Annotated in this window: 11 protein-coding genes; 5 read left to right on the top strand and 6 right to left on the bottom strand. The window is 66.2% G+C overall.

Annotated features, from left to right (window positions below; all coding sequences use genetic code 11):
- The coding region (locus tag OLX23_RS19675) for an aminotransferase class I/II-fold pyridoxal phosphate-dependent enzyme (protein WP_264446767.1) at positions 1–235 on the top strand (235 nt) is incomplete at its 5' end.
- A 245-nt stretch (positions 236–480) separates the two neighbouring features.
- A complete protein-coding gene (locus tag OLX23_RS19670) occupies positions 481–2,823 on the top strand; it encodes an EAL domain-containing protein (RefSeq protein WP_264446765.1) in 2,343 nt (780 codons plus the stop codon).
- A 76-nt stretch (positions 2,824–2,899) separates the two neighbouring features.
- Here OLX23_RS19670 and OLX23_RS19665 read toward each other — a convergent pair whose 3' ends face one another.
- Positions 2,900–4,102, bottom strand: a complete 1,203-nt coding sequence (locus tag OLX23_RS19665; protein WP_264446764.1) for a type III PLP-dependent enzyme — start codon at positions 4,100–4,102, stop codon at positions 2,900–2,902.
- A 282-nt stretch (positions 4,103–4,384) separates the two neighbouring features.
- On the bottom strand, positions 4,385–4,936 hold the full coding sequence (locus OLX23_RS19660) for a LemA family protein (protein WP_264446763.1): 552 nt from the start codon (positions 4,934–4,936) through the stop codon (positions 4,385–4,387).
- Positions 4,937–5,005: 69 nt separating this feature from the next.
- Here OLX23_RS19660 and OLX23_RS19655 point away from each other — a divergent pair, with 69 nt between their 5' ends.
- A complete protein-coding gene (locus OLX23_RS19655; RefSeq protein ID WP_264446761.1) occupies positions 5,006–5,971 on the top strand; it encodes a DUF3137 domain-containing protein in 966 nt (321 codons plus the stop codon).
- Between the two features lie 142 nt (positions 5,972–6,113).
- Here OLX23_RS19655 and OLX23_RS19650 read toward each other — a convergent pair whose 3' ends face one another.
- Genes OLX23_RS19650 through OLX23_RS19635 form a run of 4 tightly spaced genes read right to left on the bottom strand, consistent with a single transcriptional unit; the run spans position 6,114 to position 9,533 of the window.
- Complete coding sequence (locus tag OLX23_RS19650; RefSeq protein ID WP_264446760.1) at positions 6,114–7,310, bottom strand: carboxynorspermidine decarboxylase; 1,197 nt, start codon at positions 7,308–7,310, stop codon at positions 6,114–6,116.
- A 3-nt stretch (positions 7,311–7,313) separates the two neighbouring features.
- Positions 7,314–7,919 (bottom strand): 2-hydroxychromene-2-carboxylate isomerase, encoded by a 606-nt coding sequence (locus OLX23_RS19645; RefSeq protein ID WP_264446759.1) that lies wholly within the window; start codon positions 7,917–7,919, stop codon positions 7,314–7,316.
- A complete protein-coding gene (locus tag OLX23_RS19640; protein ID WP_264446757.1) occupies positions 7,919–8,302 on the bottom strand; it encodes a VOC family protein in 384 nt (127 codons plus the stop codon). Before OLX23_RS19640 ends, OLX23_RS19645 begins: the two co-directional genes overlap by 1 nt.
- Positions 8,303–8,321: 19 nt before the next feature.
- Positions 8,322–9,533, bottom strand: coding sequence for a saccharopine dehydrogenase family protein (locus tag OLX23_RS19635; RefSeq protein WP_264446755.1), 1,212 nt, complete (start codon positions 9,531–9,533; stop codon positions 8,322–8,324).
- Between the two features lie 142 nt (positions 9,534–9,675).
- Here OLX23_RS19635 and OLX23_RS19630 point away from each other — a divergent pair, with 142 nt between their 5' ends.
- Complete coding sequence (locus tag OLX23_RS19630; RefSeq protein WP_264446754.1) at positions 9,676–10,902, top strand: DUF3419 family protein; 1,227 nt, start codon at positions 9,676–9,678, stop codon at positions 10,900–10,902.
- Positions 10,902–11,549 carry a class I SAM-dependent methyltransferase gene (locus tag OLX23_RS19625; protein WP_264446752.1) on the top strand — a complete coding sequence of 216 codons (648 nt, stop codon included), beginning with the start codon at positions 10,902–10,904 and terminating at the stop codon, positions 11,547–11,549. The genes OLX23_RS19630 and OLX23_RS19625 overlap by 1 nt, the downstream gene beginning before the upstream one ends.
- Positions 11,550–11,599: the final 50 nt, after the last annotated feature.

The raw sequence follows: 11,599 nt of genomic DNA, 5'->3' as shown, positions 1-11,599 counted from the left end.
CATCGTGCCCTTGATGGTCGGCGATCCGGTCAAGGCCAAGAAGATCAGCGACATCCTGCTCGCCGAATACGGCGTCTACGTCCAGCCGATCAACTTCCCGACCGTGCCGCGCGGCACCGAGCGCCTGCGCTTCACCCCCGGTCCCAGCCACTCCGAAGAGATGATGCGCGAGCTCACCGCCGCGCTCGTCGAGATCTGGGAACGCCTCGACATGGAACTGCTCGAAGCGGCTTAACTCTCTGAACCTTCGCGGTTTCGACAAGATCGGCCACGGCGCATGCAGCTTCGCATCGCCGTGGCCGATCTCGTTTGGGACGACGCCAAACGCGGTTAGACCAAGGTCGTAGGCTTCTCGGTAGAACTGCGAGCGGCGCCTACCATTTGATTCACCAGTTTCCTTTAATCGGGTCTTCTACGGGCAGGTAAATACCGGTCCGCCCCCAAGTGGGATTGGGGGTGCAGAGAGGTCGCGAAACTACAATGCTAAGGGTCTATAGCTGCATCGCGCAGGAGCACGATCTGCGCCTGCTGCTCGTCGCGGTCGCGATCTGCTTCTTCACCGAGCTGACGAGCTTCACGCTGGCTGGCGACATTCGCCGCATGGCCACCCTGCCGCAGCGTCGCTGGAGCGTTATGATCGGCTTCGTCGTCGCCTCGGGCATCTGGGCCACGCATTTCATCGCGATGCTCGCCTATCAGCCGCATCTGCCCAGCGCCTATTCGCCGCTGCTGACCACGCTTTCGTTCCTGGTCTGCTTCGCGGTCTGCTTCGCGGCCATGAACATCCGCTCGATCGTCTGGGGCTCGCTGCAGATGACCGTCGGCATCTCGACCATGCATTTCATCGGCATGGCCGCGCTCGAGACGACGGGCCGGCTCGAATACGACTTCTCGACGATCCTGGCAGCCTCGACCGTCGGCGCGCTGTTCGTTGCCGCATCGAGCTGGACCTTCGGCCGCTTCAAGACGCGGCTCACGGTCATCCCGGCGCTGCTGTTCACCCTGGCCGTCGCCGCGATCCACTTCGGCTCGATGTCGGCGATCACGATCGTGCCCGATCCTGGCGTCGTGATTTCGCCGAGCTCGATCAGCCCACAGAGCCTGACGATCGTCGTCTCCGCCTTCGTCGTCGCGCTGCTGACCGTCAGCCTGGTCATGCTGAAGACCGAGCGTCGGATCATCACAAGCGGCCAGGAAGAGGCACAGCGCATGAAGCTGTTCGCCGACACCGCGATGGAAGGCCTCGCCGTGCTCGAGGACGACCGTATCATCGATGCCAATGCCGTATTCTGGAAGCTCGCCGGCTATGCCGAAGGCGAAGCCCCCGAACAGATCGAGCTTGGCGACCTTATCCCCGATCTCGCGGGTGCCGAGCGTGAGGCGCCGTTCATCGAGACGCTGCTCGTGCGTCCCGATGCCGAGCCGCTCGACATCGAAGCCGCGCTGCGCCGAACTTCCATGCTCGGCAAGCCCTGCACCCTGCTCGTCGTGCGCGACATCAGCGATCGCAAGGCCGCCGCGGCGCGCATCGCCCACCTTGCCACCCACGATCCACTGACCGGCGTCGGCAACCGCCTGGCCTTCAACCGCGCGCTCGAGCAACGCCTCGCCGATGCCGACGCGGCGCAACCGCTGGGCCTGCTGTGCATCGATCTCGATCGCTTCAAGCCGGTCAACGATCTCTACGGCCATCCGATCGGCGACACGCTGCTGATCAAGGTCACGCGCCGCATCAGCGCGCTGCTCGACAAGAGCGAACTGCTCGCCCGCCTCGGCGGCGACGAGTTCGCCGTGCTGACCAACCGCACGCCGGCGCGCGCCTCGCAGCTGGCCGAGGACATCATCGAGGAGCTGTCCGCATCGTTCACGATCGAGGAGCAGACGATCACGATCGGCGCCTCGATCGGCATTGCCTATGCGCCGACCAACGCGCACGACGCCCAGACCTTGCACAGCCGTGCCGATCTCGCGCTCTATCGCGCCAAGGGCGACGGCCGCTCGTGCTTCCGCTTCTTCGACTGCGGCATGGACGATCAGGTGGTCGAGGCCTTCCGCATGAAGGCGGAGCTGCGCACCGCGCTGCAGGAAGGTCAGCTCCAGCTTCATTACCAGCCGCTGGCCAACCTCACCACGGACGAGATCATCGGCTTCGAGGCTCTGCTGCGCTGGACCCATCCCGAGCTCGGCCAGATATCGCCCACGACCTTCATCCCGCTGGCCGAAGAGACCGGCCTGATCGTGCCGATCGGCGAATGGGTCATGCGCGAGGCCTGCCGCGAGGCGGCGCGCTGGCCGAACGGTCTCAAGATCGCGGTCAACCTCTCGCCGGTCCAGTTCACCACGGGCAACATCGTCGAGATCGTCGCCTCGGCGCTGGCCTGGTCCGGGCTCGAGGCTCACCGTCTCGACATCGAGATCACCGAGGGCGTGCTGGTCAAGGACGCCGACGGTGCGCTCAAGATCCTCAACGCGCTCAAGGCGCTGGGCGTGCAGATCTCGATGGATGATTTCGGCACCGGCTATTCGTCGCTCAGCTATTTCCGCCAGTTCCCCTTCGACAAGGTCAAGATCGACCAGACCTTCATCCGCGACATGGAGACCAATCCGCAGTCGCGCGCGATCATCCGGGCGATCATCGGCCTGGCCAAGGGTCTCGACGTCGAGATCCTCGCCGAAGGCGTCGAGACCGAGGTGCAGATCGACATGCTCAAGCGCAAGGGCTGCGAACTGATACAGGGCTATGCGATCAGCCGGCCCGCGCCGATCGAGCAGTTCGACGAGATCGTCGGCGGCCGCGTCGACATCGATCAGCGCGCCGCCTGACGGTCCGCACCGCAGAAACGAAAAAGCCCCCGGCAGCCTTGGCTCCCGGGGGCTTTTCGTTTGGATGGCTAGCGGTTCAGCGCAGCGAGACGACGTTGTCCGACACGCGCGGATCGCGGCGGCCCGTGTAGAGGCTCGACATCGGCTCGTCCGACACCTCGATCGCGGCGCCCTGGCCGAAGCCGTTGAAGCCGGTGCGCATGGCCGAACCATAGGCCCCGAGCATGCCGATCTCGATGTAGTCGCCGGGCTCGATGTCCGCGGGCAGCGGGAACGGGCCCTTCATGTAGTCACCGTCGTCGCAGGTCGGGCCGTAGAAGGCGAAGCCCTCCTCGGCCTCACCCTGGACCGGTGCCAGCGAGCGGACGGGGAAACGCCAGCCGAGGTGCGCGGCATCGAACAGCGCGCCATAGGCACCGTCGTTGATGAACAGCTCGTTGCCGCGGCGCTTCTCGACCTTGACGATCAGCGAGTTGTACTCGGCGCAGAGCGCACGACCGGGCTCGCACCACAGCTCGGACGAGTACGACACCGGCAGCGATTCGGCGGCGCGGTGGATCGAGGCGAAGTAGTCCTCGAGCGGCGGCGGTTCCATGCCCGGATAGACCGAGGGGAAGCCCCCGCCGACATCGATGATGTCGACCGTGACCGACGCATCGACGATCGCCGCGCGGACGCGCTCGAGCGCCTGGACATAGGCGAAGGGCGTCATCGCCTGGCTGCCGACGTGGAAGCAGATGCCGAGCCAGTCGGCGACCTGACGAGTCGCCTGGAGCAGCGGCGCCGCATCGGCCAGATCGACGCCGAACTTCGAGGCCAGGCTCAGCTCCGAATATTCGGAGGAGACGCGCAGGCGCACGCAGAGACGCAGGTCGGTCGCGGGCTCGCCGTTCTCGTCGGCGGTCGCCTTGACGATCTTGGCCAGCTCTTCGTGGCTGTCGAGGCTGAAGGTGCGCACGCCGTGGACCTTGTAGGCCTCGGCAATGGCGGCCGCCGGCTTGACCGGGTGCATGAAGCACAGCTCGGCCTCGGGCAGCGTCTCGCGAACCAGGCGCACTTCGGCGATCGAGGCGACGTCGTAATGCGTCACGCCCGAATCCCACAGCACGCGGATCAGCTCGGGCGAAGGATTAGCCTTCACCGCATAGAGCGACTTGCCCGGGAACTTTTCGACGAAGAACCGTGCTGCCCGCGCCGCGGCTTGCGGGCGGTTCAGAAGGACCGGTTCGTCAGGCGCGAAGGTGCGCGCTACAGCCGATGCGTCTTGGTGAATGTGCAACTCAAGGGACCCCCAAAAACACGGTTAGATGGACAAGGCTGCCTTGCGGTTATTGGAAGTCCCCATGGGGCAGCGGGGGGTCGATATAGGGGCGTGGTGGTGAACTGCAAGTGAAAATGGGCCCCCATTTTCACAGAAATGCCACAATGTTGGATTCACTCAACAAATCACGTCAAACCAATGACATATATGACAGTTTTCGGCGTGCCCAGACGTCGATTAGACCAATGTCGAACGACGATTTGGGGTGCAAATACGGCGACTCGTCGGCGATCGCGAGACTCAGAACGAGACCTTCGGCACCGCACCGACGGTGGCACGCTCGTCGGCCGCGAGTTCGTGGAAGGCGAAGGGCTCGAATCCCATGCCTCCAGCGAAGAGCACCGCGGGAAAGCTCTCGCGCGCAGCGTTGTAGCGCGCCGAGGCGCTGTTGAGCGCGCGGCGCGCCGCGGCGAGCTTGTCTTCGGTATCGGCGAGCTCGCCCTGAAGCGACTGGAAGTTCGCGCTGGCCTTGAGATCGGGATAGGCCTCGCCCAGCGCCATCAGCTTGCCGATCGCACCGTTGAGCTCCTTCTCCGCTTCGGCCCCGCCGCCGCCCGCAGCCCGGTTGCGCGCCGAGATCACCTGCTCGAAGGTCTCCTGCTCGTGCGCGGCATAGCCCTTCACCGTCGAGACCAGGTTGGGGATCAGGTCGTTGCGCTGGCGCAGCTGCGCGTCGATGTCGGCCATGCCCTGCCGGCAGGTCTGGCGGAGCGCCACGAGCCGGTTATAGATGCCGATCAGGATCAGCGCGAGAACCACCACGATGGCGATTACGACGACGATCATTGCCATGTCCGCTTTCCCCTTGAAGCTCCAAGCCCTTGCGAAGGGCTATCAAATCGCCGCCGAAGGGCAAGCGCGATGATCGAGCGGCCCGATCCCGATGTCCTGCTCGCGGGTCCGCTGGGCCAGTGGCTGGCGAGCCAGAGCGAGGCGCGCGACACGGTCAAGGCCAAGGTCAAGCATCGCCGGCGCCTGACGCTCTATGCCGCGCTCGGCATCGGCTTCGTGATCATGCTGCTGGCCAGGGATCCCGAAGCCGGCTTCTGGTTCGGCGGCTTCATCGGCCTGGGCGGCTGGGTCTGGGGCGAGATGGCCAAGACCGAACTGACCAAGACGATCAAGGGCGGGATCAACGGCGCGATCGCCGAGGCGCTGGGCCTGACCTATGCGATGGAACCCGCGACGGGCGAGGAATGGACGCGTGCGCGCAAGTTCGGCCTGGCCCCCGGCTACGACCGCGCGAGCTTCGAAGACGGCTGGTCGGGCGCGATCGGCGCCCTGCCCTTCCGCGTCTACGAGGCCCATTGCGAGGTCGAATACGAGGACGACGGCAAGACCAAGTGGCGCACCGTGTTCCGCGGCGTCGTGCTGTCGGTCGGCTTCACCCGCCGCTTCCACGGCACCACGCTGGTCGAGCGCGACGGCGCACGCAAGAAGTGGTTCGGCGGCGAAAAGGAGGAGATCAAGCTCGGCGGCCTGATCCTGGGCCGCTGCGACATGGTCGACCAGACCTTCGAGGCACGCTTCACCGTCTGGGGCGACGATCCGGTCGAGGCGCGCTTCCTCGTCCACCCCGAATACATCGAGCGTCTGACCGCGGTCGAGCAGGCCTTCGCCGGCTCGAACCTGCGCTGCCTGTTCTGCGGCGGCGAGCTGCTGATCCTGATCGACTCGAAGGACCTGTTCGAGAGCGGCGGCATCGAGGCGAGCAAGGACCGCGAACTGCTGGTGCGCACGATCGACCAGTTCGGCACCCTGGCCGATCTCGCCAAGCGACTGAACGAAGCGCCACGCGGGAATTTCACGCCGGCGTCAACGGGATAGCCCGCCTAGATCCTCCCCTGCAAGGGGAGGGGGACCGCCAGCGTAGCTGGTGGTGGAGGGGTGTCCTGCTATCGAGAGGGGGACACCCCTCCGTCAGACGCTGCGCGCCTGCCACCTCCCCTTGCAGGGGAGGATCTGTGACTCAGCTCAGACGCCCGCGGAAATCCTCGTAGTCGAAACGACGGACCTGTTCGAGATCGTCGGTCTCGCTGTCCCACAGCCAGATCGAGGGCAGCGGCACGCCGTTGAAGGTCGTGGTCTTGACCATCGAATAGTGCGCCTGGTCGAGGAAGGCGAAGCGCGCGCCGGGCTCGGCCGGAACCGGCAGCGCATAGTCGCCGATGACGTCGCCCGCGAGGCACGAGGGGCCGCCGAGCCGCGTCACGCCTTCAGGAGCCTCGTCGACGTCGCGGTCGATCGGAAGCTCGCCGAGCATGGCCGGACGATAGGGCGCCTCGATCACGTCGGGCATGTGACAGGTCGCCGAGACGTCGGTGATCGCCAGATCCATGCCGTTCCAATGCGTGTCGAGCACGGTGCCGACGAGGATGCCCGCGTCGAGAGCCACGGCCTCGCCCGGCTCCATGTAGATCTCGGCGCCGGTGTCCTCGGCCATGTCGCGCAGGAAGCCGACGAGTTCCTCGCGCTGGTAGTCGGCGCGTGTGATGTGGTGGCCGCCGCCGAGGTTGAGCCACTTGAACTCGCCGAAGTGCGGTTCGAGGAAGTCGAAGACCTTGTCCCAGGTGCGCTGGAGCGGTTCGAAGTCCTGCTCGCACAAGGTGTGCATGTGGATGCCGTCGACCATGGCGATGTGATCTTCGGTCAACTGGTCGATCGGGAAGCCGAGCCGCGAGCGCGGCGCGCAGGGATCGTAACGTGGAACCTCACCTTCGGCATGCAAGGGATTGATTCGTAAACCGATATCGAAGTGATCGCCACGCGCGCGCGCGGCCTCGATAATCGGCCAGAAGCGCTCGATCTGGCCCGGCGAGTTGAAGATCAGGTGGTCCGACAGGCGGCAGATCTCGGGCAGGTCCTCGGGCTTGTAGGCCGCGCAATAGGTGGCGATCTCGCCGTCGTAGAACTCGCCCGCGAGCCGCGCTTCCCAGAGGCCGGAGGTGCATACGCCGTCGAGGTATTCGCCGATCAGCGGCGCCACGCTCCACATCGAGAAGGCCTTGAGCGCCGAGAGCATCTTGATCCCGGCTGCATCGCGGACCTCGGCGAGAATGCGCAGGTTCTGGCGCAGCCGCGCCGCGTCGACCACGAAGGAGGGGCTGTCGACCCGCTGAAGGTCGAACTGCGCGAAAGCGCCCGGATCGCCGGCTCTGGTTTCCATCGTCTAGTCCTTCACTGCCCAGTCGAGGGCGTCCTCGAGGCGATCGTCGCCCCAGAAAATCTCGTCGCCGACCACGAAGCTCGGCGCACCGAACAGGCCCAGCGCCACGGCTTCCTCGCCGTTCGCGCGCAAGGCCGCCTTCTGCGCATCGCCGACCTCGGCGGCGGCAAAGCCCTCCGTGCTGCCGCGCGCCCGCGCCAGGCAGGCGTCGATCACCACGGGATCGGCGATGTCCTGCCAGTCGGCGAATTCGGCCGCGAACACCGCGCGGCAGAAGTCTTCGCCCCAGGGCTCGTCGAGCACGGCCAGCGCCACGCGCGCCGCCAGCAGGCTACGCCGCGGGAACTGCTCGGCGGCATCGGGGCCGCGGAACGGAACGCGGAAGCGCTCGGCCCGCCGCGCCATGTCGCGCCACATGTAGCGGCCCTTCACAGGCTGCAGATTGAACGGCGAGTCAGTCCAACCCTGCGCCGCGAAGATCGGTCCGAGCAGGAACGGCCGCCAGCGCACCGTAACGCCACGCGCCGCCGCCTCACGCCCGATCCGGTACGCCGACAGATGCGAATAGGTCGAAGCGAAATCGAACCAGAAGTCGACCCTCGCCGCCATCAGTCGGGATCGACCTGCGTCGCCACCCACCAGGTGACGCCGCCGGGATCGCGGAAGCCGCCGCGGCGGTCGGCATCGTCCTTCGTCTCGGGCGCCTGCACCACCGTCGCGCCCAGTGCGAGCGCGCGCGCATAGGTCGCGTCGACGTCGGCCACGTAGAGGTGCAGATGAGCCTCCTGCGCCGGCCAGTCGGCCAGGGCGCCGCCGATCATCAGCACGACCTCACCGACGCGGATCTCGGCGTGGCGGATCCGCCCCGTCTCATCCTCGACCCGCCGCAGCAGCTCGCCCCCGAGCGCTGCCTCGGCGAAGGCGAGCGTGGCCTCGGGATCCTGGAGGATCACATAGGGCGAGAGCGCGGGATAGCCGTTCGGCTTGAACACGGCGGGCGAGCCTCCTTCGTCAGAACTGCAGCGGCCCCGCCAGTTCCTTCACCTGCCAGGGCAGGCCATGCTGGTTGAGCATGTCCATGAAGGGATCGGGATCGAACTGCTCCATGTTGAACACGCCCTCGCCCTTCCAGGCGCCGGTCAGCATCATCGCCGCGCCGATCATCGCCGGCACGCCGGTGGTGTAGGACACCGCCTGGTTGCCGGTCTCGTGATAGGCGTCCTCGTGATCGCAAATATTGTAGATATAGAAGGTCTTGTCGCCCGAACCGTCGAGCGATTCACCGGTCGCGATGTCGCCGATGTTGGTCTTGCCCTGGGTCGTCGGGCCGAGCGAGGCCGGCTCGGGCAGGACCGCCTTGAGGAACTGCAGCGGGATGATCTCCTGGCCGTTGTAGATCACCGGGTCGATCCGCGTCATGCCCACGTTCTGCAACACGGTCAGGTGCTGGATATAGGCGTCGCCGAAGGTCATCCAGAAGCGGCCGCGCTCGAGCTCGGGGATGAACTTGGCGAGGCTTTCGAGCTCCTCGTGGTACATCAGGTACATGTTCTTCGGGCCAACGGCGTCGAAGTCGAAGTTCTGGCGGATCGTCATCGCCGGGGTCTCGACCCACTCGCCCTTCGCCCAGTGACGCGCCGGCGCGGTGACTTCGCGGATGTTGATCTCGGGATTGAAATTGGTCGCGAAGGCCTGGCCGTGATCGCCGCCGTTGCAGTCGAGGATGTCGAGTGTGCGGATGGTCTTGAGCTTGTGCTTCTTCAGCCACATCGCGAAGACCGAGGTCACGCCCGGATCGAAACCCGAGCCGAGCAGCGCCATCAGGCCCTTTTCCTTGAAGCGGTCCTGATAGGCCCACTGCCAGTGGTATTCGAACTTGGCGACGTCCTTGGGCTCGTAGTTCGCCGTGTCCATGTAGTCGACGCCGGCGGCGAGGCAGGCGTCCATGATCGTCAGGTCCTGGTAGGGCAGCGCCAGGTTGACGACGAGCTTGGGGCCGATCTGCTGGATCAGCGCGGTCAGCGCGGGCACGTCCTCGGCATCGATCGCATAGGTGCTGACCGCCTGGCCGGTGCGCTGCTTGACCGATTCGGCTATCGCGTCGCACTTCGACTTCGTCCGGCTGGCGAGATGCACGTCCGAGAAAATTTGCGGATTCATCGCCATCTTGTGGACCGCGACCGAACCGACGCCGCCCGCGCCGATAACCAGAACCTTGCTCAAAGCGCATCTCCTTCGGCCCGATGGAACCAGGGCCAGACAGGCGCATATAGGCCCGTTCCATGACATCTCAACACCGTCACCGAACGGTCATGCGCCAAGCGCAATTGAGCGGCACCGCACACGCGATTCGAGGTGTCCGACCATGCCGAAACCCGCCAAGGCCCCCAACACCGGGCTCGTCACCCAGGCGGTCGTCCGCCACGACGCCAATCCCGGCGGCAAGCTGCTCGACAAGGCTTTCGCTTTCGCGTTCAAGGGCCTGGTCTATGCCCAGATCTGGGAAGATCCCGTGGTCGACATGAAGGCGCTGCAGATCCGGCCCGACAGCCGGATCGTCACCATCGCCAGCGGCTCGTGCAACGCGCTGTCCTACCTCACCGCAGATCCCGAACGGATTACCGCGGTCGATCTCAACGCCGCCCACCTCGCGCTGGGCCGGCTCAAGATCGCCGCGGTCCGCCACCTGCCCGACTACGACGCGCTGCGCCGCTTCTGTGCTGAAGCCGACCATCCCGAGAACGTCGAGACCTATCGCCGCCTGCTCGCCCCGCAGCTCGATGCCGCAACCCAGCGCTATTGGGAAGGCCGCGACCTCGTCGGCCGCAAGCGCATCGGCGGCTTCGCCAACGGCATCTACAAGCGTGGATTGCTGGGTAATTTCATTGGCCTGGCGCACTTTCTTGCCAAGATATACAAGATCGACCCGCGCGAGATCCTCGAGGCCGAGACGATCGAGGACCAGCGCCGCGTCTTCGAAGAGAAGTTCGCTCCGATCTTCGACCGCCGCTTCGTCCGCTGGCTGACCGACCGCCCCGCCTCGCTGTTCGGGCTCGGCATCCCGCCTGCGCAATACACCGCGCTCGCCGGCGACGACCGCATGGCCGACGTCCTGCGCAAGCGGCTGGAAAAGCTCGCCTGCGGCTTCCCGGTCAACGACAATTACTTCGCCTGGCAGGCCTTCGGCCGCGGCTATGGCCGCGAGCCCGAGCATTCGCTGCCGCCCTACTTGCACCAGGCGAACTACGATGTCGTGCGCCAGCGGATCGATCGCCTCGACGTGCGTCAGGTCAATTTCATCGACCACCTCGCCGCCCAGCCCGCGGCGAGCCTCGACCGCTACATCCTGCTCGACGCGCAGGACTGGATGGACGACGCCACGCTGACGCGCCTGTGGCGCGAGATCACCCGCACGGCGCGCCCCGAAGCGCGCGTGCTGTTCCGCACCGCCGCCGAGCCGAGCCTGCTGCCCGGTCGCGTATCCGATGCAGTCCTGTCGCAGTGGCATTACGCCGAGGCGGAATCGCGCGCGGCGACCGAGGCCGATCGCTCGTCGATCTACGGCGGCGTCCACCTCTACGTGCTGCGCTGATGGCGGCCAGCCTCGCCCGCGATCACGCCGCGCTGATGGACTCGGTCTATCGCGGCCAGCGCCACGTCTACGACCTGACGCGCAAATACTACCTGTTCGGCCGCGACCGGCTGATCGCCGGGCTCGATGCCCGGCCAGGCCAGGCGGTGCTCGAGATCGGTTGCGGCACGGGGCGCAACCTCGCGCAGGTGGCGAAAAAGTGGCCGGGTGCGGTCCTCCACGGGCTCGACCTGTCGAGCGAGATGCTCAAGTCCGCCCGCGCTACGCTCGGCGGCTCGGCGCTGCTCGCGCAGGGTGACGCCACGGCGTTCTGCTCGCAGGCCCTGTTCGGCCGCGCCGAGATCGACCGCACGATCCTGTCCTATGCGCTGTCGATGATCCCCGACTGGCGCGCCGCGCTCGACCAGGGCGCTGCGGTGCTGGCACCGGGCGGATCACTCCACGTCGTCGATTTTGGCGATCTCGCGGGGCTGCCCGCACCGCTGCGCAAGGGTCTGCGCGCCTGGCTCGCGGCGTTCCACGTCACGCCGCGGCTCGATCTGATCGCGGCGGCGCAGGACATCGCCGCGCAGCGCGGGATGTCATGCCATGCGCAGCGCGGCCCGCTCGGCTATTTCCAGCAGGTCACCCTGACCCGCGGGATTTGACTTCACGCCGCCCGCCGAACAGTCTCCGCCAGAGGACTGGAGGAGAAGAC

Source organism: Novosphingobium sp. JCM 18896, from assembly GCF_025938095.1.
Lineage (GTDB): Bacteria > Pseudomonadota > Alphaproteobacteria > Sphingomonadales > Sphingomonadaceae > Novosphingobium.
Note: the sequence above shows the minus strand (reverse complement) of the source record. Positions and strands in the feature narration are given on the sequence as shown.

Bases quoted from the DNA above. Each gene is read 5' to 3' on its own strand.
- OLX23_RS19670 (WP_264446765.1), top strand. From the start codon at position 481: ATGCTAAGGGTCTATAGCTGCATCGCGCAGGAGCACGATCTGCGCCTG.
- OLX23_RS19660 (WP_264446763.1), bottom strand. From the start codon at position 4,936: ATGGCAATGATCGTCGTCGTAATCGCCATCGTGGTGGTTCTCGCGCTG.
- OLX23_RS19655 (WP_264446761.1), top strand. From the start codon at position 5,006: ATGATCGAGCGGCCCGATCCCGATGTCCTGCTCGCGGGTCCGCTGGGC.
- OLX23_RS19650 (WP_264446760.1), bottom strand. From the start codon at position 7,310: ATGGAAACCAGAGCCGGCGATCCGGGCGCTTTCGCGCAGTTCGACCTT.
- OLX23_RS19645 (WP_264446759.1), bottom strand. From the start codon at position 7,919: ATGGCGGCGAGGGTCGACTTCTGGTTCGATTTCGCTTCGACCTATTCG.
- OLX23_RS19630 (WP_264446754.1), top strand. From the start codon at position 9,676: ATGCCGAAACCCGCCAAGGCCCCCAACACCGGGCTCGTCACCCAGGCG.
- OLX23_RS19625 (WP_264446752.1), top strand. From the start codon at position 10,902: ATGGCGGCCAGCCTCGCCCGCGATCACGCCGCGCTGATGGACTCGGTC.